The following is a 25909-nucleotide window of genomic DNA, read 5'->3' on the forward strand; positions in this document are numbered from 1 at the left end:
CTCGGGGTGCCCCGTCCCGTCGCTCTGATCACCGGCCCCACCGCCGGCTTGGGCGCAGGCTACGCCCGCCGCTACGCGCGCGACGGCTTCGACCTGGTGCTGGTGGCACGGAATGTGGAAAGACTCGACGACCTCGCCACCGAGCTGAGGGCTGCCAACGGCGTGGATGTCGAGGTACTGCCGGCCGATCTGACCGAGGCCGCAGACCGGGCCACGGTGGCCGACCGGCTGACCGCCGGGGTGCAGGTGTTGGTCAACAATGCCGGGTTCGGCACCTCCGGTGAGTTCTGGACCGCCGACCTCGCTTCGCTGCAGGCCCAGCTCGACGTCAACGTCACCGCGGTCATGCAGCTCACCCGCGCGGCCCTGCCGTCGATGATGGCCGCAGGATCGGGGACGGTGATCAACATCGCCAGCGTGGCCGGGCTGCTGTCGGGTCGTGGATCGACCTATTCGGCATCGAAGGCGTGGGTGGTGTCGTTCACCGAGGGACTGGCCAACGGTCTGGCCGGCACCGGGGTGAGTATCCACGCCGTCTGCCCGGGATTCGTCCATACCGAATTCCACGAGCGTGCCGGCATCGACATGACGTCGATCCCGAACATCATGTGGCTCAACGTCGATGACGTGGTCGCAGAGAGCCTCGCCGATGTCAGCAAGGGCAAGGTCATCAGCATTCCCAGCCTGCAGTACAAGGTGCTGACCACTGTCGGCCGGCTGGTTCCGCGCGGGCTGGTCCGTGCGGTCAACAATACGATGGGACGAAGCCGTGGGCGCACCTGAGCTCGATGCCACCGGACGTGCCGAACTCGCCGAGCTGGTCCGCCAGCTGTCGGTGGTGTTCGGTCGCGTCACCCTGTCTTCCGGCAAGGAGGCCGACTACTACGTCGACCTGCGCCGCGCCACCCTGCATCACCAGGCCGCCCCGCTGATCGGGCGGCTGATGCGCGAGCTCACCGCGGACTGGGACTATGCGGCCGTCGGCGGCCTGACCATGGGCGCCGATCCGGTGGCCGGCGCGATCATGCACGCGCCCGGCCGGCCGATCGATGCCTTCGTCGTGCGGAAGGCGTTGAAAAGCCATGGGATGCAACGCCTTATCGAAGGTGCCGAGGTTACCGGCAAGCGGGTGCTGGTGGTCGAGGACACCAGCACCACCGGAGGTTCTGCGCTGACGGCCGTGCGTGCGGTTCGTGAGGCAGGTGCGACGGTCGTCGGGGTTGCGACGGTGGTGGACCGCGCGACCGGGGCGGCCGAGGCGATCGAGGCCGAGGGAGTGCCCTACCGCAGTGTGCTGGGTCTGGCTGACCTCGGCCTACCGGCGACCTGACGCTTCGGGGTGTGGTGAGCATCGACGAGGAGGCCATCGAGGCTTCGGAGCTGCCGTGGGACGACGTCGTCGACGTGATCTGTGCCGGCGCGGGTGCCGGCGTGCTGGCCCACGCAATCCGCTGCGCCGACCTCGACCTTGTCGTGGACTTGGCCGATATGGAATTGTCCTCGCAGACTTCGGATCCCGATACCGCGGCATACTTGCAGTCGATGACCGACGACCTGGATCCGGGGACCGCGCGGAACCTGACGGTGGCAACTGTTTACGCCGAGCCGGTGACCGTGACCAAGGATCGGAAAGCCTCGATCGAACCGTTCTACGGGTCGCGGCTGCGGGACTGGTCAGCGCGCTGCGTCGTCTCCCCGTTCGGTGTCATCTACAGCCAGATCCCCGAGACCATGACGGCCATGCGCACCAAGGCCGGCGAGTCGATCCAGGCGGCGGTGCTCGGCGAATACCGGCCCGCCGGGGACCGGCCCGGTGTTGAACTGGCCGACTGGTTGCGCGAGCAGGCCCGCGAGCGCGGCTTCCACGAACACGCTGGTACGGCGTTGCAGCGGTTGATCTTCGAGGGTGGGCGAGTTGCCGGTGCGGAGCTGGCCACCCCTGAGGGCGCGCAACTGGTGCGCGCGAATGTGGGCGTCGCGCTGTCGATCGGACCGATGCCCGACCCCGCGGACTGGCCGGTCCAAGCCGATTTGCCGGCCGGCCCCGCGCGGGTGGTGGTGACCAGCCGGACTGCCAGCCGATTCGGCCGGGTCGAACTACTATACGGCTGAATCAGATTCGCTTGGCCGACGAAAAGTCCACGGGGATGACCTTTTTGGTGAACAGATCGGCCATCGCCGGACCGGGGATCGGGCGAGACAACAGGAAGCCCTGAGCGCGGTGGCAACCGTGCTGGAGCAGGGTCAACGCCGCGGTCGGCGACTCGACACCTTCGGCGACCAACTCGAGGTTGAACGCCTCGGCGAGCGCGATGATCGCTCGGACGATCGCCAGGTCCTCCGGGTTGGTTCCGAGATCGAATACAAAACCCTTGTCGATCTTGAGGGTGTCCACCGGAAGCGATTTCAGATGTGTCAGCACGCTGTAGCCGGTGCCGAAGTCGTCGATGGCGACCTGCACGCCGACATCCTTGAGGCCGGCCAAGGTGATACGCGTGGTCTCGATGTCCTGCACCACAACGCTTTCGGTGATCTCCAGGCACACCGATTTTGCGTCCAGCTTGAACTCGGCGATCGTGTCGGCAACCGACTCGACGAATCCGTCAGTGACCAGCTGCACCGGCGAGACGTTGATCCGGATAATCGCGTCCTTGGCGATGCCGCGGGCCTGCCAGCCGCTGAATTCTGAGCAGGCGGCGCGCATCACCCAGCGCCCCAATTCGCCTGCGAGATTGATCGATTCGGCGACGTTGATGAACGAATCCGGTAGCAGCAAGCCACGAGTCGGGTGCTGCCAGCGCACCAGCGCCTCAGTTGCCAGGATTTCCCCGGTGCGCATGTCGACCTCGGGCAAGTAATGCAGAATCAATGTTCCGGCGTCGATCACGTTCTGCAGATGTAGCTCGATGTCGTTGCGGAATTCGCTCTTCAGAGACATCTCGTCGGTGAACACCGCGATCTTGTTGCCGCCGGCGTTCTTGGCGTTGAGCACCGCCTGGTCGGCACGCCGCAGCAGATCCGACGTGGTGTCCCGGCCCGGAACCCCCAGTGCGACACCGGCACTGACGGTCCGGGTAAGCATCTCACCACCGATCGTTACCCGGTCGCGTAGCACCGCCTGCAGCCGGTGGGCCAGCGCCAGCGCGGCGTCGGCGTCCGTCGGCCCGGCAGGGACGACCACGAACTCGTCACCACCGAGGCGGGCGATCAAATCGCCTTCGCCGGTCTCCTCGCTCAGCCGTTCTGCGAAGGCTTGGATGAACCAGTCGCCGGCGTGATGACCCAGGTAATCATTGATCGCCTTGAGCCGGTCGAGGTCGAGGAACAGCGCCGAGACCGGTCCGGGGGACCCCGCCGTCAGCCGTTCGTCGAGGTGTGCGAGCAGCGCCCGGCGGTTGTGCAGTCCCGTGAGGTCGTCGTGCTCGGCGAGATAGCGCAGCTGGTCCTCGGCGACGACCCGAGCCTGTACCTGCGCGAACAACGAGGCGATAGCCAGCAGCGCGTTGAGCTCCTCGGCTGACCAGTCCTTGATGCCGATCTTGATGAATCCCAACGCCCCGGTGGTGATGTCGCCAGACAGCAGCGGCACCGATGCCAACGACGGCAGGGCGACACCGCTGGCCTCTTGGACACGGCGCTGGTAGTCGTCGGAGTCGTCGGAGTCGTCGGGCACCGGTTCGGGCGAGAAGAACACCGGTTCCTTGGCGGTCTCGGCGGCCGCGAAGATCGGATCGGCGTCAGCGAAATACACCACGCCCAACGGATCGGGATCCGGCACATCGGGCCGAGGCGGCCATTCCGCGATCAGCTTGGTCGCCCGGATCGCGTGATCGTTGTAACGCAGGAAACTGAAATCGACACCGAAGGACGCCACCAGATCCGCGAGCACGTCCTGGCTCACCTGCGCCGAAGTGGCAGAAGTGGCCGCCATCAGCTTGGTGGCCACGCTCGTGACGAGGTTGTCGAGCGCCATTACCCGAGTGCCCTCCCAGCGGCTGTGCGGCGCTTACTGCGTACCGACGTACTCGGCGCGTGACTGAACCTAAGCACCAGTGCCTGCGCGTCGCCCGGGCCGGTCCCGGTGAGCGCGCGGAACTGTTGCTGCAAATCGCGCAGCTCTTCGACGTGCTCGGTGGCGAGCTCGTCGAGGTCGTGATCGTCGTGGGCGTACAGGAAGACCGGCGACACGGGCTGGACGCCCAGGCCGAGCCGCTGGGCGGCGACCCACACCGCTTCGACGGCAGCACCGGCACGTGCGTAGTCGGTCAGCGTGCGCCCAGCAACGGTCACCACGCCCAGCGCTGAGCTGGACAGCACCCGATCGGTGACGTCCTGGCCAAGCGCCTTGCCGGCCTGCCACTGTGCGAGGCGGGCCATCACATCGCCGCGGCGCAGAATATCCAGGGTGGCCAGATCGGCGGCGGCGAGTTCGAGGCTGCGGAGGTCCAGTCCGTCAGAGTCGTCTTCGCCGGGCCAACGCACCTCTGAGATCATCTCGGCGTGCAGCCTCGGTTGCAGGTAGCGGATGCGGTCGGTGGCCGCCAGAATCGCCGCGGCGCGATCCATGTCGGTGCGGACGGTCAGAAGCCTCAGGGCACCGCCCTCGGCTGCCGCCGCTGCGTGCAGATCGGCAATGTCCGCAGCGGCCAGCGGCTCGGCGGTTCCGCGGTGGCGGTTGGTTTCCCGGTCCAGCATCGGCTGATACAACGCCGCCAGATCATCGTCGCGCCCAGGCTTGAGGGCGACGACCGCCCTTAGCGAGGTGGGCCCGTCGTCCTCAGTGATGACGACTGGACCGAGCACGCCGAGTGCGGAGGCGGCCACCCGGGCGTTGTACGTGGCCGCCCCGATCGCTACGGCGCTGGCCCGGTAACCGACGTCCATCGTCGAGGTGTACTGCGGATCCAGCTCGACGGTCACCGAATCATTGTGCGACACGATGTTCCAAGGCTGCATGTTTCCCCCGGAGGGAGCCCGCCGCGCGGCGGCCGCCACGGCATCTGTGGGCGCGCCGTCCGCCTGCGGAGCCGGCTCGGCTGGGTCCGGCGGGGCCGGCGGTCGTGGTAGCGCGGGCTCTTGCACGCTGTCGAGTGCGCGGGATACGTCGATGCGTACCCGGCCGGACGGCAGGCGCTCGCCCAGGCCGATCCTGCGCACCGCTTCGGCCACGGTGGCCGCGCCGACGGCGATATCCCCGGCCACCTGTGGCCAGGTTGACAACGTGCGGCCGACCTCGACCAGCGAGGCGGCGCCGCGGTCGGACAGCCGGCCCGCGTCGATGATGCGGAGCACGTGCGGCACCTTATCGGTGCTGCTCAGGCCAGCCAGCTCCGCGACACCGATATCGCCGAGCAGACCGTGCAGGATGGGGCGGTCCGGCTCGAGGTCGTAGCGTTCCACGTCGATGAGGCCGCGGTCACTGCTGGCCATCAGTACCGGGATGTGCCGCGCCCGCGCGGCCTCGCGCACCGCTGCTTTGATGTCGAGGGAGTCGCATTCCTCGACCACGACGTCGAGCCCGTCGAGGAACGTGCCCATGGTGTCCATGGTCAGGCCGTCGGTCAGCACCCGCACCGTCAGGTACGGGTCGACTTCGGCGATGCGCCGGGCCGCCACGATGGCCTTGTTGACCCCGATGTCGAACACCGTCGCGGGCACCCGGTTGAGGTTGGACAACTCCAAGGTGTCGAAATCGGCCAGGCGCAGTTCACCGCACAGGCCCTCGGCGGCCAGTGTGTGAGCGATCGCGTGGCCCACCGACAGACCGACAACGCCGACCTTCAACCCGGCCAGCCGCTGCTGCTCATCGATCGTGATCATGTTGCGGTTACGGTCCAGCCGCAGGCGGTGAAACGCGCGCGGGCCGGGCACCGCAACCACCGCGTGCCGCCACGGGTAGTGCGCCCAGCGCATCGGCTCGTCGAGCAGATCGGATTCCACAGCGGGTCGAAGGGCGCGCAGCGCAGTGCCGAACTCCTGGGTGTGGTCGACGAACTCGGTGCGCGGGTCGGCGCGCAGCCAGGCCAGTATCGGGTCGTCTCGAGAATCGTCGCTGAGTAGGACTCGCGCGTTGTACGCGTCCGCGCCGGTATCGGCGGAGACGTCGAAACTCACATGACACTCCCGTACTGCATACCGAAGTTGCTGAATTCTGCCGAAATCGTGGCCAGCATGCGCATCTCCTTGACGATCTTGGCCAACTGGCCAGGCTCGGCGTGGTTGGCGAAGGTGCGCCTATCCCACCACATCATCTTGGTGCGGTAGCGATCGCTTGGGTAGGCCGCGGCCGGGATCTTGGTGACCACCACACCGCCGGAGGTGCTCCACCGGTCGAGGACGTGCGCGGCAGCGGTCGCCAAGATGAACTGGGCACCCAGAAGTTCCATGGTCGGGAACGCGGTGCGGGCGAATGTTCGGGTCAGCGCACCGCTGCGAGCGGGGTCGTCACTGACCCAGGCGGACTTCATCTCCACCACGCCGAAGGGCAGGCGGTCGGTGATCATCTTGCGAACGGTGTCCTGCCCGGGCTGGCCTTCCCACTCGACGATCGCATGCGATTCGTCAGCGGCCAGGTAAGGACCCTTGGCGCGGAGGCCACCCAGCATCCGGCCGTTGTCGTCGAGGGCGGTGTAGAACAGCGTGGTGTCGCGACCGTCGCTGAACGACTCGATATCCAGTGCCGCGCCGACCCCGTGCTTTTCGTAGCTCTTTACCGCGCCTTGGAGGTAGTCTTCCCATAGCTCAGGTTCGCTGTCGGGTTGAGCCAGAACGATCGTGCAACCCGTGTCTTCATCGCGCCAGCTAATGGTCTCGGGGAGGCTGTAGATCTTCTGATCAGGAAAGTCCAGCACTGATGCGTTCATCGTTTCCCATCTTTCGGGCGGCCTGCGGGTAGGGGTTCCGCAGCAGATGCCGAGGTTGCGCGGGCGCTATTTATTCGAACTTGCAAATATCAGTATCTCGCCCAAAGGCACCAAGACTCCAGCCGTTAGCTAGAAAACCCCTGGTTACCAGGGGGTAGCCGACGAAATCGGTGCTAAACACCGACTTTTGCGAGCAGCTCCGTGAACATCTGTGCGCACAACATTCCAGGTCAAGGGCGGCGTCACAGCTGGCCGAGCGGGAGACCCTACACTCGTCATCGTCGGAGACCGAATCGTTATTACCGGGGTGTCGGAAGCTGGCTAGTGCGTCCGGAGTGTGACTTAGGGGTCAGAAAGGGCCGCAGGTGACTTGTATCGCACCGGTGCCGCGGTCCCTGGGCGGCACCTCGCGAGGACGGAAATTTGCTCACCGGGCCGCGGCCGTTCCGGCGGCCCTCAGCTTGATCTGCGCCGCTGGCTGCTCGAACCGTCCCAGCAAACATAGCTGCTCCGCTGGTCAGGCTCGGATCGGCGCGTCGCCGGCCCTGCTGGGCTGGAATATCTCGGTTGCTGATTTCCGGTGGAGCGGCGATTTTGTCCCATACCTCCGCCCTGCTGTACGCGACGGTGTCGGTGATCGGCACCCATGCCGCGGTGCGGGTGACCCGTGACTGACGCCGGTCCCACCGAGTGGAGCACCGGCGCCCCCGGTGTCGGACCCTGGCCGGGCCAACCGCCCGGCGATCCGCGGTATGACGCGGACCTGTTGCGCGAGGGCGACTCCCGCAACGTCGTCGATGCCTATCGCTATTGGACGCGGGAGGCGATCATCGCCGACATCGACCGCAGGCGGCATGCATTGCACATCGCGATCGAGAACTTCGGCAACGACGCCAACATCGGCGCCGTGGTGCGCACCGCCAACGCGTTCGCCGTCGACACCGTGCACATCGTCGGGCGCCGGCGCTGGAACCGGCGCGGAGCCATGGTCACCGACCGCTACCAACGTCTGGCCCATCACGACAGCACCGACGAGCTACTGGCCTTCGCGGCCGGCGCGGGGCTGGCGGTCGTCGCCGTCGACAACATCCCGGGCGCGGTGCCGCTGGAGACCACCGAGCTGCCACGCGACTGCCTGCTGGTGTTCGGTCAGGAGGGGCCCGGCATCACCGAGGCCACCCGGGCCGGCGCGGCGGTCACCGTCTCGATCGCGCAGTTCGGTTCCACCCGCAGCATCAACGCCGCCGTGGCCGCCGGCATCGCGATGCACGCCTGGATCCGGCGATGGGCTGATCTTTCCCGGGCCTGGTAGGGCAGGATTGGCGCATGGACCAGCTGTGGGCGAACCGGGCTGCCAGCGCCGAAGCCGCGGTCGCGAAACGGCATCTGCGCACGCTGTGGAACCTGCCCGGAACGCAGCTCGGAGTCGTCGGCTGGCCCCCCACCCGCCGGGACCGGCTATTCGGAACATGGCACTACTGGTGGCAGGCGCACCTGCTCGACTGCCTGATCGACGCCCAGGGGCGTGACCCGCAACCCGCCCGGCTCGGCACGATCACACGACAGATCCGCGGGCACCGGCTGCGCAACAACGGTCGCTGGACCAACAGCTACTACGACGACATGGCCTGGCTGGCACTGGCACTCGAGCGGGCGGAGCGAGTGGCCGGCGTCGCGCGCCCGCGCGCCCTGAAAGCCCTCTGCGAACAGTTCGTCAACTCCTGGGTGCCCGAGGACGGCGGCGGAATCCCTTGGCGCAAACAGGATCAGTTCTTCAACGCCCCGGCCAACGGGCCGGCTGGAATCTTCCTGGCGCGCTACGGCGACCGGTTACGGCGGGCCCAGCAGATGGCCGACTGGATCGACGAAACGCTGATCGACCCGGAAACCCACCTGGTGTTCGACGGCATCAAGGGTGGCTCGCTGGTGCGCGCGCAGTACACCTACTGCCAGGGCGTCGTGGTGGGGCTGGAGACTGAGCTGGCCGCGCGCACCCGTGACGACCGGCACCCGGTGCGGGTGCACCGGTTGGTCGCGGCGATCGGCGAACACATGGCACCCGGCGGCATTCTGAATGGTGCCGGCGGCGGAGACGGCGGGCTGTTCTCCGGGGTCACCGCCCGGTATCTGGCGTTCGCCGCGACAACGCTGCCCGCCGAATCCGTCGACGGCGCCGCTACCCGGGACGCCGCCCGTGAGATCGTGCTGGCTTCCGCGCAGGCGGCATGGGACAACCGCCAAAATGTCGACGGCTTACCGTTGTTCGGGCCGTCCTGGGACAGCGCCGCTGAGGTCCCCACCGCCGCCGGCGCCCAGGGGCAGTTCATCGAGGGTGCGGTGAATTCGTCCCAGACGCCCGAGCGTGACCTGTCGGTGCAGCTGTCCGGGTGGATGTTGATGGAGGCAGCACATACGGTGACAGCGTGAGAGGCAGCCGGCTGGGTCGTGACCCGACAGCGAAGCGATTCGGCGAGAACGCCGCCGCGGCACTGCTGCTGACATTCACCCTCATTGCCATCCTGTGGGCGAATTCGCCTTGGGCACACTCCTATTCCGAGTTCTGGGGCACCCGGGTCGGATTGAGCTTCGGCACCATGCACGGCGAGCTGACGGTCAAGGAGATCGTCAACGACGCGCTGATGGCGTTCTTCTTCTTCGTCGTGGGACTGGAAGTCAAGGCCCAGTTCACCATCGGGGAACTGACGGAACGATCCCGCGCCCTGGTGCCCGTGGTCGCCGCGATCGCCGGGCTGACCGTGCCCGCGGTGATCTTCCTGCTGCTCAACTCATCCGGCGACGACGCCAAAGCATGGGGTGTGGTGATCTCCACCGACACCGCGTTCCTCGTCGGCGCGCTGGCGATCATCGCGCCCAAATATCCGGCGCGGCTGCGGACCTTCCTACTGACCCTGGCCGTAGTCGACGATGTCGGCGCGCTGGCCGCCATCGCCCTGTTCTACTCGGACCGGATCCGGGTCATCCCACTGCTGATCGCGGTTGCCTTGGTGGCCGCGCTGATCGGCGTGCGCCACCTGCCTTCGGCGGTGCGCGGCGTGGCGTATTGCATTCTGGCCGTTGCCTTGTGGCTGGCGCTGTTCAACGGTGGCGTGCACTCGACGCTCGCCGGGGTGTTGGTGGCACTCGTGATCCCGGTGTTCACTCCCGAGCGCCAACGCGTCGAGGCTGCCGTCGACGTCATCCGGGCATTCCGCCAGTCGCCGAATTCGGAGTATGCCCGGGCGGCCACCCGCAGCCTGCGCGACTCGATCTCCATCAACGAGCGGCTGGTCACCGGGTTCGGGCCGTACGTGTCCTTCGCGGTGCTGCCGCTGTTCGCGCTGGCCAACGCCGGCGTGCGACTGGATGCCGACACCCTGCTGGCGGCGGTACGTTCGCCACTGACCTGGGGTGTGGTGGCCGGCCTGGTGATCGGCAAGCTGATCGGTATCACCGCGGCCACTTGGATAGTGCAGCGCACCGGGCTCGGGCGGCTCTCGCCGGGGCTGACGTTGCGGCGGGTCGCCGGCGGCGCTGCCCTGTCCGGGATCGGCTTCACCATCTCGTTGTTCATCGTCGATCTGGCGATCACCAATCCGCGCTCGGCCGACCTCGCGCGGGTCGGCGTACTGGCGGCGTCGGTGATCGCATTCACATTGGGGTGGGCAGTCTTCCGGCTCACCGACCGGTTCAGCCCGCCGGTCGCGGTCGGGCACAAGCTGGTCCGCGAGATCGACCCGGAACGCGACCACATCCGCGGGCCGGTGGATGCGCCGCTGACGCTGGTCGAATACGGCGACTTCGAATGCCCGTTCTGTAGCCGTGCCACGGGGGGGATCGACGAAGTCCGTGCCCACTTCGGCGACCAGTTGCGCTACGTATGGCGGCATCTGCCCCTGGAGCGGGTGCACCCGCGGGCCGTAGACGCCGCGCGAGCCAGCGAGGCAGCAGCCCTGCAGGGCAAGTTCTTCGACATGGCGGTCATGATGTTCCAGTTCCAGGACAACCTGGAGTGGCAGCACATCTACCGCTACGCCGACCAAGTCGGTTGCGATATCACCAAATTCGACGAAGACCTGCACTCACCCCGGGTATTGCACAGGGTCGAGGACGATGCGCAGGATGCCGAGCTGATGGACCTCAACGCCACGCCGACGTTCTTCGTCAACGGCGTTCGGCATCGCGGGCCGTGGGATGCGGCCAGCCTGATCCGTGCCCTGGAGGCCGGCCGGCCGACGTGAGGTTTCCTCAGACGGGAAGTGTTGTGCCGGTTTCCTGTTCGGCGAACTGCACGACCCGCGCGGCGGCGTCGTAGTCACACGCTTTCGGTGAGCGGCCGATCAAGCCAGGCTCACCGCGAAGGCCCAGTCGGGCGTTGGGCCCGACGTAACTGCCCGGCGGGATCGGTTCGCTGATGCTGTACAGCGTGGGCACGGCGCCTTGGTCGAGGTCGTTGGCCAGACGCTGGGCCAACCCGTCGACCACCTTGTATGCCGCCGACATCAACGGCGAATCGGAGGTCTGTGCCAGATTGGACGCGACCCAGCCGGGATGAATCAGGTGGGTGACGACGCCGGAGTTGGCTGCCCGCAGCCGCCGGTCGAGCTCGAGTCCCCACAACATCATCGCGAGTTTCGAGTGCCCGTATGCACTGAGCGCGGTCCATTTGGTTCGGCGCAGGTGCATGTCGTCGAGCCTGAGGGTCGCCATGCGGTGGCCGTCTGAGGCGACGTTGATGATCTGGGACCGCACCCGGTGAAACACCAGATTCGTCAGGGCGAAGGGGCCGAGCATGTTGGTGCCCAGCGTCGCCTCGAAACCGTCGACGGTCTCGTGCCGCTGGTCGGTCAGCACACCCGCGTTGTTGACGAGGATGTCCACGTCGCCGTCGAGCATGTCCGCGAAGGCCCGGATCGAGGCCAGGTCAGCCAGGTCGACCTTGAGCACCTCGGTGGATCCGCCGATCTCGGCGGCGCGCTGCGCGCCCAGCTCGGTGTTGCGGACCGCCATGATGACGTGCGCGCCCGCGCGGGCCAGGGCCCGCGTGGTGCCCAGTCCGACGCCGTTGGTTGCGCCCGTCACGATGATCCGTTTGCCGGTCAGATTGCCGAGTCGAGTCGGCGACCACTGCGTCACGTCGGGGAGCATAACGGGGAATTCTGGACAAACAAGACCATCTAACCAATTGCTCTGCCATCATGCCCCTTGATGAGTGACAGTGCGCAGGCGATCACGAACCTGATCTACACCTATGCCGAACTGCTGGACGCCGGCGACCTCGACGGGGTCGCCGCGCTGTTCAGTCACGGCAGGATCTGCGGGGTCGAGAACGGGCCGCCCGAGACGGTCTTCGAGGGGCCGGAGCGGGTTCGGCAGATGTATGAGATGGCGACCCTCCTCTACGACGACGGCACACCGAAGACCAAGCACAACACCAGCAATCTGCAGCTCTACCTCGACGACGAGGCGGGCACCGCGCGCAGCAAGTCCTACTACTGCGTCACCCAGGCCACGCCGGAGCTCCCGCTGCAGGTGATCGTCACCGGCCACTACCACGACACCTTCCACCGCATCGACGGTCAGTGGTGGTTCGACTCGCGCACCATGTTCGTCGACCAGGTCGGCGACGTGAGCAAGCACCTGAAGTTCTGACGCCGGTGACTGACACGGGTGCTTTCGCCATGGCGGGGGTCCTGGACGCGGCCGTCGACAAGGAGGGCCTGACCGAGTGGGGCCCCGGGGATTTCCGGGAACCGCTGGCGGTCCTGCTCGACGACTATCCCGGCGCCGGGCTCAACGTGATCGGCGAGCACATCCTGCGGTCGGGGATCGTGCACAGCCTTCGGATGCGGCTGCGCACCGAGGAATGGATCCGCCGCCACCCCGAGATCCTCTCCGAGCGGATCGAGGCGCCGATCGTCGTCGTCGGCATGATGCGCAGCGGCACCACCCTGCTGCAGCGTCTGCTGGCCGCCGACGTGCGCCTGCACTGCGCGCGCGGCTGGGAGGTGGTCGAGGCCGCCCCCAAGCTGGGCTACGACTTCGCCGGCACCGACCCGCGTATCGCGGTCAGTGAAGCCAGGGAGAACAAGTCTCGCGAGCTGGCGCCGGAACTGTTCGCCATCCACCCGATGTACGCGCGGGAGGCCGAGGAGGAGATCGTCTTCCTGGCCGATGCCTTCCTGTCGCATGTTCCCGAGTCCGGAGCGCACCTGCCCAACTACCGATCCTGGTTGAACACACAGGATTTCGCGCCGGCCTACGCCTACCTCCATCGCATGCTGCAATTCCTGCAGTGGCAGCAGCGCCGTCGCGGCGTCACCGCCGGACGCTGGGTACTGAAGTCGCCGGCCCACCTGGGCTACCTCGACGCGTTGCGCAACGAATTCCCCGACGTGCACGTGGTGCACATGCATCGCAACCCGCGTACCACGGTCTCCTCGGGCGCCAGTCTTAATGCGACGCTGCACGCCATGCATGCCGACGAGGTCGACACCCGGCGGGTGGGGGCGCAATGGCTGGAGCGGATGGGCTGGACCAACGACCGGGCGATGGCGGTGCGGGACAGCTGGACTGACGAATCGGAGCGGGTCACCGACATCCACTTCGGTGCCGCAGTCGGTGACCCGATCGGGCAGGTGGGCCGGGTGTACGACGCCATCGGTCTGCCGCTGACCGACACGGCGGTCACCGCGATGACCGACTGGCTGGCCAACCGCCCCAGGGAAGTTCCGCGGCCGCCATACGAACTGGCCGACTATGGCCTGTCGGACGCTCAAGTCGACGAACGGTTTTCGCTGTATAACAAGCGCTTTCGAAAGGACGACCAATGAGTGCGGGCATCGGCGACCCGGTGGCGACGCCATCGCAGCACGAACAGGAGTTGGCCGCGCTCGAGCTGACCGAACATCCCACGGTCAAAGAGGCTTATAAGACTGTCGCGGAGAACTGGCTGAGCCGCGCCAAGGCCTCCGATGCCATGCGGGAGCGGTTCGACGCGGCGTTCGCCGAGGTGATGTTCTCCGCGGCGGTGTGGTCGTCCAACCAGGACAAGCTTCGCCCCAAGGTCAGCTGCATCACCAGGCTGGCACACCCGGTGGGCGATCGGCAGATCCCCGGATCACGTTGGGGAATCGACAATCCCGACACCGTCTATCGGGTGATCCCCATCGCGGGTGACGAACGCTATGTGATCCGCGGCCGCGTCGGCGAGCATCGGATGACGGAGAACTACTTCACGCTCTGGGACGCCAACATGGGCACCGTTGCCGTCCTGAACGGTAAGACCATGGATGTCGAGAGCGACGGCAGCTACACCATCACCGTGGACTCCGAGCCCGCCGGTGGCAGGCCCAACCACGTGCAAACCACGGCGGAGGCGCACGAGTTCTACATCCGCGACGTGCTTTTGGACTGGGCCGCAGACGATCCCAACCACATCACCGTGGAGCGGCTCGGCGGGGCACCGGACACGGCGGCGCGCACCGTCGACGAACAGGCCGAGGCGACAGCCGCGATGATGGCCTATTTCGCGAATTTCACCGGCAAGCTGAGCCACGGCATCTACAAAATGCCGGCCAACCACTTCAATTTGGCCTGGTCGGCGGACAAAGTGGGCGCCATGAAGAATCAGGTGTACGTGATGGGCCGATTCGATCTAGGCCCTGACGACACGTTCGTCGTTGACGTCAAAGACGGTGGCGCCGAATACTTCACGGTCCCGTTGAGCAATATCTGGGGCACCACACTCAACATCGTCGACCGCACCGGAAGTCTGAACAAATCGCAGTCCGTGCCCAATGCCGACGGCAGCTACACCTACGTCATCTCCCCGGTCGATCCCGGAGTGGCGAACTGGATCGACTCCGACGGCTTGCGTGAAGGCATCCTCACGTTGCGGATGGCCGAGTTCGACGAGGGCGGTCCGCGGCCGGATCTCGGTGCCACCGGCCGGGTTGTCGCATTCGACCGGCTCGACCGCGAGGTGCCCGGCATCCCGCGGGTGACTCCCGCCGAGCGAGCCGAGCAACTGGCGCAGCGGCGTGCGGCATATCTTCGCCGGATACCCGAAGGAACTCCGAACGAGAGGACCAACTGAGATGGGTTGCTGGCTGGTTACCGGATGCTCTACCGGCATCGGGCGTGAGATCGCCCGGGCCGCATTGGAATCCGGAAACAACGTGGTGGTTACGGCCCGCCGGATCGAGTCGGTCCAGGATCTGGCCGACGAATTCGGCGATCGTGCCCTGGCCATTGCGCTGGACGTCACCGACAAGGACTTGATCGCCGATGCGGTGGCCGCGGCCGATGCCACGTTCGGCGGGGTGGACGTACTGGTAAACAACGCCGGTAACGGGTACCTGTCGGCGGTCGAGGAAGGTGAGGACGCGAAGGTCCGACTCTTGTTCGACACCAACTACTTCGGTGTCGTCGATACCATCAAGGCGGTGCTGCCGTCGATGCGCGAACGTGGGGCCGGGCACATCATCAACATCTCGTCCATGACGGGACTGGTGGCCAACCCGCCCAATGCGTATTACTCGTCGACGAAGTTCGCGCTCGAAGCGCTCACCGAGGCGCTTGCCCAGGAGGTCAAACCACTCGGGATCAGGGTGACGGCCATCGAGCCCGGCGCGTTCCGCACCGATTGGGCCAAACGGTCGATGTGGGAATCATCCACGCCGATCGGCGATTACGACGACAGTGTCGGCACACGTAAATCGCTGATCAAGGACTTCGCCGACCACCTGCCCGGGGATCCACGCAAGGTCGCTGAGGCGGTGCTGATGGTCGCAGGCCTCGACGAGCCGCCGCTGCGCCTGTTGCTCGGCCGCGACGTCCTCAAGGCGGTCCGGGACAAGATCGCAGCGTTGTCGGCGTCGATCGACCAGTGGGAAGCCGTCACCAAGGACGTCAACTTCCCTAGTTAGTTGACGCCCGAACCGAAAAAGGACCGACGAAGTTCGAGCAGATCGCGACATCTTGTCGATCTCGGCGTCAGCTCCAGAGCGTCACATGGACTTTCGGCCGAAACCTCGTCACACCCACTCCGGTGCCGCGAATCATCGCCTGCGTGCAGCGCGGGGTGGTGATGAAGTTCAGCAGTTCGGTGACCGCGGGCTGGCGCGCGGCCACCGGCAAGGTCGACGCGCACCACTCGCCGGCGAGCTGTAAACCCTGGCCCTTCACGTGCACCAGCCGGCCGGCTGAGAGGTCCTTGCCGACGGCGAAGCCGACCGCCAGGGACACTCCGCCCACCCGCTGGACCTCCTCGAGTGCGGCGGCATCACTCTGGAAGATCCGCTGATTCGCCTCGGGGATCGCCAGAGACCTTAGAACAGAGGCGATTTCACCGTCGACACCACCTGCCGACGGGCCCAGCATCCAGTGTTGTTCGCGCAGCAGCGCCGGCGTGGGCGTACCCGTGGCCAGCGGACTGCCGGCCGAGGCCACCGTGATGATCTGGTACTTCAAGAACGGTCGCACGGTGATCGCCGCGTCACCCGCGGCCGCGGCGGGCCCCAAAGCGATATCCACCGCGCGGGATTCGATCAGGTCGCGGAACCGGCTCGTCGGATGCACGCTCAACTCCACCGACAGATCGTCGGCCCGTGACGAGAACAACTCGATGAGGCCCGGTGCGGCGTGCTCGGCGAAGGCACTCGAGGCGGCGATGCGCAGCAGCCGGCGGCCGTGTGCGGCCTCGGTCACCTCGATGGCCGTCTGCTGTTGCAGACCGAGGATCTCGATAGCCCGGCTGGCCAGCCGTAATCCGCCCGGGGTGAACGCCAGCCCAGCCGAGGTCCGGCTGAACAACGGGTCGTCGAGTTCCTTGCGCAGCTGCGCCACATGCATAGAAATGCCCGAGTCGGAGACGCCCAATTCCTCGGCTGCCCCATGCACGGAGCCCAATCGCACCACGGCCGAGAAGGCCCGAAGTTGTGCCGGTGTCACGAATTCAGCCTAGTTTTGAAGTCGTGCAGGACGTTCTCGCGCAACTGGCCGCGATCTGGCGAGCCGGCGAAACCGCCGGATTGGGGACCGTGGTGCGCACCTTCCGGTCGGCGCCGCGCCAGCCGGGTGCGGCCATGGTCGTCGCACCCGACGGCTCGGTGGCCGGCTCGGTGTCGGGCGGATGTGTGGAGGGCGCGGTCTACGAGTCGGCCACCGAAGTCGTCGTCACCGGGGTGCCCCGACTGGAGCGCTACGGGGTCAGCGACGACGACGCGTTCGCCGTCGGCCTGACCTGCGGCGGCATCCTCGACGTCTTCATCGAGCCGGTCTCGCAGCGCAGCTTTCCGCACCTCGACCAGGTTCTCGACGCGATCGGCGGGCATCGACCGGTGGCGGTCGCCACGGTCATCACCCACCCCGACCCGGATTGGTTGGGGCGCAGGCTGGTCCTTGGCCCAGACCACGTCGAGGGCGGTCTCGGATCGACCCGGGCCGACGCCGCGGTGACCGACGATGGCCGCGGTCTGCTGGCGGCCGGTCGCAGCGAGGTGCTCACCTACGGCCCCGACGGGCAGCGCCGCGGCGAGGGCATGGAGGTGTTCGTCGCCAGCCATGCCCCCCGCCCGCGGATGCTGGTGTTCGGGGCCATCGACTTCGCCGCCGCGGTCGCCCAGCAGGGCTCGTTCCTCGGCTACCGGGTCACCGTGTGCGACGCCCGCGGGGTGTTCGCGACGCCGGCCCGGTTCCCGACCGCCGACGAGGTGGTCGTTGACTGGCCGCACCGCTACCTGGCCGCGCAGGCCGAGGCCGGAGCCATCGATCCCCGCACCGTCATCTGCGTGCTCACCCATGACGCCAAGTTCGATGTCCCCCTGCTCGAGGTGGCCCTGCGGCTGGACCTCGGCTACATCGGGGCGATGGGATCGCGGCGCACGCACTCCGACCGGCTGGCCCGACTGCGTGAGGCGGGCTTGACCGAGGCCGAGCTGAGCAAACTCGCCAGCCCGGTCGGGCTGGACCTGGGGGCGCGCACCCCGGAGGAGACCGCGGTGTCGATCGCCGCCGAGATCATCGCCCGCCGCTGGGGTGGCGGCGGCCGTCCCCTGTCGGCTCTCGACGGACGGATTCATCACGACGACGACGCTAGCCCTTCGCCGTCAGGGGAGTTAAGCGATCACTTAACTCGCTATTGACGGTGCTGAATTAGCAGGCCGAGACTGAGGTCCCCAACGGCGGACGTGAGGTCGGTCACATGCAAGTTCCGGGTCCCTTCGAATACGAACGCGCCACCAGCGTCGACCACGCCGTCGGCCTGTTGGACCGTCTGGGGGAGGGCGCGTTCATCGTCGCCGGCGGCCACAGCCTGCTGCCGATGATGAAACTGCGCATCGCCAACCCCGAGTACCTCATCGACATCAACGACCTGGCCGGCGAACTGGGCTACGTCGCTGTCGAGCCCACGCTGGCCCGGCTGGGCGCGATGACGCGGCACCGCGACGTGCTCGAGTCGGCCCCACTGGCCGAGGTCTGCCCGATCTTCGCCGACGCCGAGCGGGTGATCGCCGACCCGGTGGTGCGCAACCGCGGAACTATCGGCGGCTCGTTGTGCCAGGCCGATCCGGCCGAGGACCTGTCCACGGTCTGCGAGATCCTCGATGCGGTGATCGTGGCCCGCGGCCCGGGCGGCCAGCGCGAGATCGGCATCGACGACTTCATCCTCGGACCGTATGAAACTGCGCTCGCCCACAACGAGATCCTCACCGAGGTGCGGATCCCGTTGCGCCACAACACCTCCAGTGCCTACGCCAAGGTGGAACGCCGGGTGGGGGACTGGGCGGTGGCGGCTGCGGGCGCCGCTGTGACGCTCGAGGGTGACCGGATCGTGGCCGGTCGAGTCGGGTTGACGGCGGTCAACGCGGTGTCCGAGGGCCTGGCCGCGGTGCGCGACGCGCTGATCGGGGCGCCGCCGACCGAAGAGACGTTCGCCGAGGCCGGCCGGCTGGCCGCCCAGGCCTGTGAGCCCGCCACCGACCAGCGCGGCACCGCCGACTACAAGCGGCACCTGGCCTCCGAACTCACCATCCGGACCTTACGAACGGCCGTCGAACGAGTCCGCGCCATCCCGGCCCCGAAGGGGAACTGATGCACGTCACGATGAGCGTCAACGGCGAGCAGGTCAACGCCGAGATCGAACCCCGGATGTTGCTGGTGCACTTCCTGCGCGACCAGCTGCGCCTGACCGGAACCCATTGGGGCTGCGACACATCCAACTGCGGCACCTGTGTGGTGGCCGTGGACGGCGAGCCGGTGAAGTCCTGCACGATGCTGGCCGCGATGGCCTCCGGCCACGACGTCCGCACTGTCGAGGGGCTTGCCGATGGCGCCACCCTCGATCCCGTGCAGGAGGGCTTCATGCAGTGCCACGGCCTGCAGTGCGGTTTCTGCACCCCGGGCATGCTGATCACCGCCCGAGCCTTGCTGGACCGCAATCCGCATCCAGGAGAAGACGAGATCCGCGAGGCCATCTCGGGGCAGATCTGCCGGTGCACCGGATACACCACGATCGTCCGCTCGATCCAGTGGGCTGCCGAGCATGCAGGTGAGCAGGTCGAAGCATGACCACTGCCGAATCCCGGCTGCCCGGGGACGTGGCGGCCCGGCCCGAGGACACCGCCGACAACGACAAGAAGCCCTGCGGCTACGGCCGGATGATGCGCAAGGAGGATCCGCGTTTCATCCGCGGCCGGGGGAACTACGTCGATGACGTCCAGTTGCCCGGCATGCTGCATCTGGCGATCCTGCGTTCGCCCTACGCACACGCCACAATCAACGGCATCGACACCACCGCCGCCCAGGCGCATCCGAAGGTCAAGGCGGTCGTCACCGGCGCGGACCTGGCCGAGAAGGGACTGGCGTGGATGCCCACGCTGTCCAACGACGTGCAGGCCGTGCTGGCCACCGACAAAGTGCGTTTCCAGGGTCAGGAGGTCGCGTTCGTCGTCGCCGAGGACCGCTACTCGGCCCGAGATGCCTTGGAGCTCATCGACGTCGACTACGAACCGCTGGACCCTGTCATCGACGTCCGCACCGCGCTGGACCCCTCGTCGCCGGTGATCCGCACTGATCTGGAGGGCAAGGGCGACAACCACTGCTTCGACTGGGAGACCGGTGACGCCGCCGCGACCGAGGCTGTGTTCGCCACGGCCGAGGTCATCGTCAAGCAGGAGATCGTCTATCCCCGAGTGCATCCCGCGCCGATGGAGACCTGCGGCGCGGTGGCCGATCTGGACCCGGTGACCGGCAAGCTGACGCTGTGGTCGACCACCCAGGCCCCACACGCCCACCGCACGTTGTACGCGCTGGTCGCCGGGCTGCCCGAGCACAAGATCCGGATCATCTCACCCGACATCGGCGGCGGCTTCGGTAACAAGGTGCCGATCTACCCGGGTTATGTCTGCGCGATCGTGGCCTCGTTGGTGCTGGGCAAGCCGGTCAAGTGGATGGAGGACCGCAGCGAGAACCTGACCTCCACCGGCTTTGCGCGCGACTACATCATGGTCGGCGAGATCGCCGCCACCAAAGAAGGCAAGATCCAAGCTATCCGGTCCACCGTGCTCGCCGACCACGGCGCGTTCAACGGCACGGCCGCACCGGTCAAGTACCCGGCCGGCTTCTTCGGGGTGTTCACCGGCAGCTACGACATCGAAGCCGCCTACTGCCACATGACCGCGGTGTACACCAACAAGGCGCCTGGCGGCGTGGCCTACGCCTGTTCGTTCCGTATCACCGAGGCCGTCTACTTCGTCGAGCGGCTGGTCGACTGTCTGGCCTACGAACTGAAGATGGACCCGGCCGAGCTCAGGTTGGCAAACCTGTTGCGGCCCGAGCAGTTTCCTTATAAATCCAAGACCGGCTGGATGTACGACTCGGGCGACTACGAAGTGACCATGCGGCTGGCCATGGACATGATCGGCTATGACCAGTTGCGTGCCGAACAAGCCGAGAAGCGCGCCCGCGGCGAGCTGATGGGCATCGGTATGTCGTTCTTCACCGAGGCGGTCGGGGCAGGTCCGCGCAAGGACATGGACATCCTGGGGCTGGGCATGGCCGACGGCTGCGAACTGCGCATCCACCCGACCGGCAAAGCGGTGCTTCGCCTTTCGGTGCAGACACAGGGCCAGGGGCACGAGACGACGTTCGCCCAGATCGTCGCCGAGGAGCTGGGCATCCCGCCCGACGACATCGACGTGGTGCACGGCGACACCGACCAGACCCCGTTCGGTCTGGGAACTTACGGCAGCCGGTCCACGCCGGTTTCCGGTGCCGCAGCGGCGTTGGTGGCGCGCAAGATTCGCGACAAAGCCAAGATCATCGCCTCCGGCATGCTGGAGGCATCGGTGGCCGATTTGGAGTGGGAGAAGGGTTCGTTCCACATCAAGGGTGACCCGTCGGCCGCGGTGACCATCCAGGACATCGCGATGCGCGCGCACGGCGCCGGGGATCTACCCGAGGGACTGGAGGGCGGGCTGGATGCCGAGGTCTGCTACAACCCGGAGAATTTGACCTACCCGTATGGGGCGTACTTCTGCGTCGTCGACGTGGATCCCGGAACGGCGGTGGTCAAGGTGCGCCGCTTCCTGGCGGTCGATGACTGCGGCACCCGGATCAACCCGATGATCATCGAGGGCCAGGTGCACGGCGGCATCGTCGACGGTATCGGCATGGCGCTGATGGAGATGATCGCCTTCGACGAGGAAGGTAACTGTCTGGGCGGCTCGCTGATGGACTACCTGATCCCCACCGCGGTGGAGGTGCCGCACCTGGAGACGGGGCACACCGTGACACCGTCGCCGCATCATCCCATCGGCGCCAAGGGAATTGGCGAGTCGGCGACCGTCGGTTCGCCGCCTGCGGTAGTCAACGCGGTGGTGGACGCGCTGGCGCCGTTCGGAGTCCGGCACGCCGATATGCCACTGACCCCGTCCCGGGTGTGGGAAGCCATGCAGGGCCGAGCGAGGCCGCCCATCTGATATGACCACGATCGCCGACCGAGCCAAACAGCTTCTGTACGAACGGAAACCGTTCGTCCATGCGACGGTGGTGCGCGCGCAGCCACCGACGTCCGCGCGGGCCGGCGACGAGGCGATCCTGCTCGCTGACGGCACCATCGAAGGGTTCGTCGGCGGGCAGTGCGCGCAGAACTCGGTGCGCAAGGCCGCGCTCGGTGCGCTGCTGGCGGGCGAGAGCGTGCTCTTGCGGGTGTTGCCCGACGGCGACGTCCACTTTCCCGATGCCCCCGGTGCGTGCGTGGTGGTCAACCCGTGCTTGTCCGGCGGGGCACTGGAAATCTTTCTGACACCCCACTTTCCGGCGGCGCTGGTAAGGATCTGCGGCAGCACGCCGATCGCCGAAGATCTGGCCAGGGTGTGCAACGTGCTGGGTTACGAGGTCCGCCGCGACGATACTCAGGACATCCCCGAATCGCTTCGCTCTCCCCCTAGCCTCCGGCCGGGCGGTACCCCCAGCCCGCCGGGAGCCTTCGACGGCGCCACCGCGGTCGTGATCGCCACCCACGGTGGGACCGAAGCCGAGACCATTCGTGCCGCTCTGGACGCCGGCGTCGGCTACGTCGGCCTGGTGGCCAGCCGCGTTCGGGGAGCCTCGGTGCTCGATTCACTGGACCTCGACGAGACCGAGCGGACCCGGGTGCACACCCCCGTCGGGTTGCCGATCGGCGCCAAGACACCGGCCGAGATCGCGGTGTCGATCGCCGCGGAGGTGATCGCCGGGATCCGGCGCGACGGTCTGCCGGTTGCCCCGCGCCCGGAAGTCCCGACCTCGGCGGTAGACCCGATCTGCGGCATGACGGTCTCGATCGGGCCCGACACACCACACGTCCGGATCGACGGCGGGATCCACTGGTTCTGCTGCCCGGGCTGCCGAAGCAGATTCGTGGCGGCGCGGGCGTGACGTTCACCAGCATCGAGGATGTCACCAGCCGGTTCGACGACCGCGGATATCTGCTCGACGAGGGGACTGCGTCGGCGTTCTACCTCGCGGCTGCGCTGAAACGACCCCTGCTGCTCGAGGGTGAGCCGGGAGTGGGAAAGACTACCGCGGCGAAAACCCTTGCCGCGGTCCTTGATACGCCACTGCTAAGACTCCAGTGCTACGAGGGGTTGACGGCGGCCGAAGCGCTCTACGACTGGAACTATCAGCGGCAGCTGCTCGCCATCAAGTTGGCTGAGTCGCGCGGGGCGGCGATCGACGAGTCCGACCTCTACAGCGAGGCCTACCTGGTGGACCGGCCGATCCTGGCATGTGTCCGCCACAACGGGCCCGTGCCACCTGTGCTGCTGATCGACGAAATCGACCGCGCCGACGATGAATTCGAAGCGCTGCTGCTGGAATTCCTCGGCGAGTCGGCGGTGACGGTGCCAGAGCTCGGCACATTCGTCGCGCAGCGCCCGCCGTTGACGGTGTTGACCTCGAACCGCAGCCGCGATCTGCATGACGCGTTGCGGCGGCGCTGCCTTTATCACTGGATCGACTACCCCCAGCCGGCCCGAGCCGCCGCGATCGTCCGGCGCACTGTGCCCGGCGCGACAGCGCCGCTCATCGAGCACGCCACCCGGTTCGTCGGCCGGGCCAGGGACCTGGATCTGGACAAGCCACCCGGGGTCGCCGAGACCATCGATTGGGTCGCCGCATTGGTCACGCTGGGGGTCGGTGACCTGGTCGACCCCGCGGCCCTGGCAGGGTTGAGCACACTGGCCAAGACGCCTGACGACAGCGCGGCCCTGCGCGACGCGTTCACGCAGTACCGCGCCGAACTGGCCACAGGATGAGAGAGAGCCCATGAAGATCGACAACGAGTTCACCGTCAGTGTCCCGATCACCCAGGCCTGGGAGCTGCTCAGCGACATGGAGCAGGTGGTCCCGTTGATGCCCGGTGCGCAGCTGACCGGCCAGGAGGGTGACGACTTCCTGGGCAAGGTCAAGATCAAGGTCGGGCCGGTGAACAGCGAATTCGCCGGCAAGGCGCACTTCGTCGAGCGCGACGAAGCAACCCACCGGGCCGTCGTCGACGGGCGGGGCAAGGAGGCGCGGGGCACGGGGAACGCCGCGGCCGTCGTCACCCTGCAGCTACATGAGGCCGGCGACCAGACTCGCGTCACCGTCGAGACCGACCTGAAGATCGTCGGCAAGCTGGCCCAGTTCGGCAGCAGCATGCTCCAGCAGGTCTCCGAGAAACTGCTGGGGCAGTTCGTCGATGCCCTGGAAGCCAAGCTGGCTGCCGGGAAGGAAGCTCCCGCCGCTCCTGACGACGTCGTGGCCGCGCCTGCCACCCCGGGGGCGGAAGCCCTCGGCGCCCCGGCTGCCGCCGCGGCAGCCCGGATCGCGGCCGCCCCTGAACCCGAACCGATCGACCTGCTGCAGCTGGCCGGCGGCACAGCGGTCACTAAGTACGCGGCGGCGGGCGTCGCCGCGCTGGTGCTTCTTCTTCTCATCGTGGTCTTGCGCCGGCGAAGCACCGAGTGACCGCACCGGCGCTGCTGCGCGGAGTCGACCTGGCCGCATTCGCGGCCGCACTGGTCGCCCGCCTGCGCGCCGGTGGGGTGGCGGTCGCGGCCAGCGGACCCGCGGCGTTCGTCGCCGCAATGCGTGAACTGGCGCCGACATCGCGAACCCAGCTGTACTGGGTCGCGCGGCTGGCCCTGGTGAACCGCGTCGAGGACCTCCCGGCTTTCGACGCCGTATTCGAGGCGGTGTTCGCCGACGCCGTCCTGCCGGTCGATCCCATCACGCTGGGCGCTCAGAGTGGCCTGGCAGCCAGCTCGGTACCGGCAGCGGGGCAGCGCGACGAGGCCGGTCCGCAGGCCGGTGGGCTGCCGTGGGTCAGCCGCCCGCCGTCGCTGCGGGTTACCGACGCCGCCCGCGACGCGGCCCCGATTCCCGATGTGCTGCCCAGCCGGATCGTCGCGCGGGCGGAGGAGCCCTTCGAGACGTTCGACGACACCGACCTGCGGATGATCGGGACCTGGCTGGAGCAGGCGGTCGCGTTATGGCCGACGCGTCGCACCCTGCGTACCGAAACCGACCGGCACGGCAAGCGGATCGACCTGCGCGCCACTATGCGGGCTGCTCGAAAGACGGGGTGGGAGCCGGTGGTGCTGGCCCGGACCCGGCCACGCCGGCGGCGGCGCCGGCTGGTGCTGGTGTGCGACGTCAGCCGGTCGATGCAGCCGTATGCGGCGATCTATCTGCACCTGATGCGGGCTACGGCCCTGCGCCAGGCCGGTTTTCATCCGGAGGTGTTCGCGTTCTCGACCACGCTGACACGGCTGACCGCGGTGATGGCCCACCGCTCGCCGGAGACCGCGCTGACCAGAGCCAACGCGAAGGTCGCTGACCGCTATGGCGGCACCCACCTGGGCTGTGCGCTCGCCGAGCTGTTGGCCCCACCGCACGGCGCCGCGCTGCGGGGTGCGGTGGTGATGGTCGCGTCCGACGGCTGGGACAGCGACCCGCCCGAGGTCGTCGAGCGCGCCCTGGCCCGGCTCAAACGCCGCGCGGCGCATCTGGTTTGGCTCAACCCCCGTGCCGCGGCGCCAGGCTTTCAGCCGCTGGCGGCCTCAATGGCTGCCGCGCTTCCGTACTGCGATGTGTTCCTGCCCGCACACTCACTGAGCGGGCTGAAGGAGCTGTTCGCCGCGCTGGCGCGGCTCTCACAGTCCTAGGTCTGCGGCTTGGCGACCATCAGCGGGCCGGTCATGGACCCGTCGATCGCCGACTTGAAGTCGCCCTGGGTGCCGTCGGAGTCGATGCCGGCGCCATTGTTGCCACTGTCGCCGTCCTGAACGGCAAACGTGGTCGACGGACTGGCGACAGCAACGACTGTCGGGCCCAACGCGGTCGCTGCTGCGATGCCGGCTACCACTACGGCACCCTTGAGAATTAGCTTCATAATCCCCGAGTCCTTTCGCTTGATCAGCGCAAAGTACAGAGGGTTCCTGTGAGAACAGCTGTGTGTTTACTGGGAATGGGCGACGTCAGCCCGTCGAGCGGCGGGCCGAGAAGAGGGGTCGAGCAAC

24 protein-coding genes are annotated in these 25909 nt (G+C 67.3%); 18 read left to right on the top strand and 6 right to left on the bottom strand.

All coding sequences use genetic code 11. The annotated features are described in order from the left end of the window. Nucleotides 1–6 precede the first annotated feature (6 nt). Genes CG716_RS14490 through CG716_RS14500 form a run of 3 tightly spaced genes read left to right on the top strand, consistent with a single transcriptional unit; the run spans nucleotide 7 to nucleotide 2112 of the window. Complete coding sequence (locus CG716_RS14490) at nucleotides 7–783, top strand: SDR family NAD(P)-dependent oxidoreductase (protein ID WP_094480713.1); 777 nt, start codon at nucleotides 7–9, stop codon at nucleotides 781–783. After that, nucleotides 770–1330, top strand: a complete 561-nt coding sequence (gene pyrE, locus CG716_RS14495) for an orotate phosphoribosyltransferase (protein ID WP_094480715.1) — start codon at nucleotides 770–772, stop codon at nucleotides 1328–1330. Before CG716_RS14490 ends, pyrE begins: the two co-directional genes overlap by 14 nt. An 11-nt stretch (nucleotides 1331–1341) precedes the next feature. After that, on the top strand, nucleotides 1342–2112 hold the full coding sequence (locus tag CG716_RS14500) for a hypothetical protein (RefSeq protein ID WP_094480717.1): 771 nt from the start codon (nucleotides 1342–1344) through the stop codon (nucleotides 2110–2112). A gap of 1 nt (nucleotide 2113) precedes the next feature. Here CG716_RS14500 and CG716_RS14505 read toward each other — a convergent pair whose 3' ends face one another. The 3 genes from CG716_RS14505 to CG716_RS14515 are packed head-to-tail and all read right to left on the bottom strand — an operon-like array spanning nucleotide 2114 to nucleotide 6863. Next, nucleotides 2114–3973, bottom strand: a complete 1860-nt coding sequence (locus CG716_RS14505) for a putative bifunctional diguanylate cyclase/phosphodiesterase (protein ID WP_094480719.1) — start codon at nucleotides 3971–3973, stop codon at nucleotides 2114–2116. Further along, entirely contained in the window at nucleotides 3973–6114 is a 2142-nt protein-coding gene (locus CG716_RS14510; RefSeq protein WP_094480721.1) for an Rv1355c family protein, read from the bottom strand. Before CG716_RS14510 ends, CG716_RS14505 begins: the two co-directional genes overlap by 1 nt. Next, nucleotides 6111–6863 (bottom strand): hypothetical protein, encoded by a 753-nt coding sequence (locus tag CG716_RS14515; protein WP_094480723.1) that lies wholly within the window; start codon nucleotides 6861–6863, stop codon nucleotides 6111–6113. Before CG716_RS14515 ends, CG716_RS14510 begins: the two co-directional genes overlap by 4 nt. A 667-nt stretch (nucleotides 6864–7530) precedes the next feature. Between CG716_RS14515 and CG716_RS14520 the strand changes: the two genes are divergently transcribed. From CG716_RS14520 to nhaA, 3 genes are read left to right on the top strand one after another with little or no spacing between them, the layout of a single operon-like run. After that, on the top strand, nucleotides 7531–8175 hold the full coding sequence (locus tag CG716_RS14520; protein WP_094480725.1) for a TrmH family RNA methyltransferase: 645 nt from the start codon (nucleotides 7531–7533) through the stop codon (nucleotides 8173–8175). A gap of 14 nt (nucleotides 8176–8189) precedes the next feature. Further along, nucleotides 8190–9290: a glycoside hydrolase family 76 protein gene (locus CG716_RS14525; RefSeq protein WP_094480727.1), complete on the top strand. Its 1101-nt coding sequence runs from the start codon at nucleotides 8190–8192 to the stop codon at nucleotides 9288–9290. Beyond that, nucleotides 9287–11101, top strand: a complete 1815-nt coding sequence (gene nhaA / locus CG716_RS14530) for a Na+/H+ antiporter NhaA (protein ID WP_094480729.1) — start codon at nucleotides 9287–9289, stop codon at nucleotides 11099–11101. Before CG716_RS14525 ends, nhaA begins: the two co-directional genes overlap by 4 nt. Nucleotides 11102–11108: 7 nt before the next feature. Here nhaA and CG716_RS14535 read toward each other — a convergent pair whose 3' ends face one another. Continuing rightward, nucleotides 11109–12008, bottom strand: coding sequence for an SDR family NAD(P)-dependent oxidoreductase (locus CG716_RS14535; protein ID WP_094480731.1), 900 nt, complete (start codon nucleotides 12006–12008; stop codon nucleotides 11109–11111). A 60-nt stretch (nucleotides 12009–12068) separates the two neighbouring features. On the opposite strand from CG716_RS14535, the gene CG716_RS14540 reads away from it, so the two are divergent. The 4 genes from CG716_RS14540 to CG716_RS14555 are packed head-to-tail and all read left to right on the top strand — an operon-like array spanning nucleotide 12069 to nucleotide 15790. Next, on the top strand, nucleotides 12069–12512 hold the full coding sequence (locus CG716_RS14540) for a nuclear transport factor 2 family protein (protein ID WP_094480733.1): 444 nt from the start codon (nucleotides 12069–12071) through the stop codon (nucleotides 12510–12512). 29 nt (nucleotides 12513–12541) lie between these two features. Next, a complete protein-coding gene (locus tag CG716_RS14545) occupies nucleotides 12542–13693 on the top strand; it encodes a sulfotransferase family protein (protein ID WP_094480978.1) in 1152 nt (383 codons plus the stop codon). After that, nucleotides 13690–14958 (top strand): DUF1214 domain-containing protein, encoded by a 1269-nt coding sequence (locus tag CG716_RS14550; RefSeq protein WP_094480735.1) that lies wholly within the window; start codon nucleotides 13690–13692, stop codon nucleotides 14956–14958. The genes CG716_RS14545 and CG716_RS14550 overlap by 4 nt, the downstream gene beginning before the upstream one ends. Nucleotide 14959: 1 nt before the next feature. Then, nucleotides 14960–15790 (top strand): oxidoreductase, encoded by an 831-nt coding sequence (locus tag CG716_RS14555; protein WP_094480737.1) that lies wholly within the window; start codon nucleotides 14960–14962, stop codon nucleotides 15788–15790. Between the two features lie 67 nt (nucleotides 15791–15857). Here CG716_RS14555 and CG716_RS14560 read toward each other — a convergent pair whose 3' ends face one another. Then, nucleotides 15858–16814 carry a LysR family transcriptional regulator gene (locus tag CG716_RS14560; protein WP_094480739.1) on the bottom strand — a complete coding sequence of 319 codons (957 nt, stop codon included), beginning with the start codon at nucleotides 16812–16814 and terminating at the stop codon, nucleotides 15858–15860. A 23-nt stretch (nucleotides 16815–16837) separates the two neighbouring features. On the opposite strand from CG716_RS14560, the gene CG716_RS14565 reads away from it, so the two are divergent. From CG716_RS14565 to CG716_RS14600, 8 genes are read left to right on the top strand one after another with little or no spacing between them, the layout of a single operon-like run. Continuing rightward, nucleotides 16838–18007, top strand: a complete 1170-nt coding sequence (locus tag CG716_RS14565) for an XdhC family protein (protein WP_094480741.1) — start codon at nucleotides 16838–16840, stop codon at nucleotides 18005–18007. Between the two features lie 59 nt (nucleotides 18008–18066). Next, nucleotides 18067–18957: an FAD binding domain-containing protein gene (locus CG716_RS14570; protein WP_094480743.1), complete on the top strand. Its 891-nt coding sequence runs from the start codon at nucleotides 18067–18069 to the stop codon at nucleotides 18955–18957. Then, entirely contained in the window at nucleotides 18957–19433 is a 477-nt protein-coding gene (locus CG716_RS14575) for a (2Fe-2S)-binding protein (protein WP_094480745.1), read from the top strand. Before CG716_RS14570 ends, CG716_RS14575 begins: the two co-directional genes overlap by 1 nt. Further along, nucleotides 19430–21844 (top strand): aerobic carbon-monoxide dehydrogenase large subunit, encoded by a 2415-nt coding sequence (locus tag CG716_RS14580; RefSeq protein ID WP_094480747.1) that lies wholly within the window; start codon nucleotides 19430–19432, stop codon nucleotides 21842–21844. Before CG716_RS14575 ends, CG716_RS14580 begins: the two co-directional genes overlap by 4 nt. A gap of 1 nt (nucleotide 21845) precedes the next feature. After that, nucleotides 21846–22784 carry an XdhC family protein gene (locus tag CG716_RS14585; protein ID WP_094480749.1) on the top strand — a complete coding sequence of 313 codons (939 nt, stop codon included), beginning with the start codon at nucleotides 21846–21848 and terminating at the stop codon, nucleotides 22782–22784. Continuing rightward, on the top strand, nucleotides 22781–23662 hold the full coding sequence (locus CG716_RS14590; RefSeq protein WP_094480751.1) for an AAA family ATPase: 882 nt from the start codon (nucleotides 22781–22783) through the stop codon (nucleotides 23660–23662). Before CG716_RS14585 ends, CG716_RS14590 begins: the two co-directional genes overlap by 4 nt. A 10-nt stretch (nucleotides 23663–23672) precedes the next feature. After that, nucleotides 23673–24356: an SRPBCC family protein gene (locus CG716_RS14595; protein ID WP_094480753.1), complete on the top strand. Its 684-nt coding sequence runs from the start codon at nucleotides 23673–23675 to the stop codon at nucleotides 24354–24356. Then, nucleotides 24353–25555 carry a vWA domain-containing protein gene (locus tag CG716_RS14600; RefSeq protein ID WP_094480755.1) on the top strand — a complete coding sequence of 401 codons (1203 nt, stop codon included), beginning with the start codon at nucleotides 24353–24355 and terminating at the stop codon, nucleotides 25553–25555. Before CG716_RS14595 ends, CG716_RS14600 begins: the two co-directional genes overlap by 4 nt. On the opposite strand, the gene CG716_RS14605 is transcribed toward CG716_RS14600, so the two are convergent. Further along, nucleotides 25552–25782, bottom strand: coding sequence for a hypothetical protein (locus tag CG716_RS14605; RefSeq protein ID WP_094480757.1), 231 nt, complete (start codon nucleotides 25780–25782; stop codon nucleotides 25552–25554). The genes CG716_RS14600 and CG716_RS14605 overlap by 4 nt on opposite strands. Between the last annotated feature and the right edge of the window lie 127 nt (nucleotides 25783–25909).

The sequence above is a fragment of the Mycolicibacterium sphagni genome (genome assembly GCF_002250655.1).
GTDB classification, from domain to species: Bacteria; Actinomycetota; Actinomycetes; order Mycobacteriales; family Mycobacteriaceae; genus Mycobacterium; species Mycobacterium sphagni.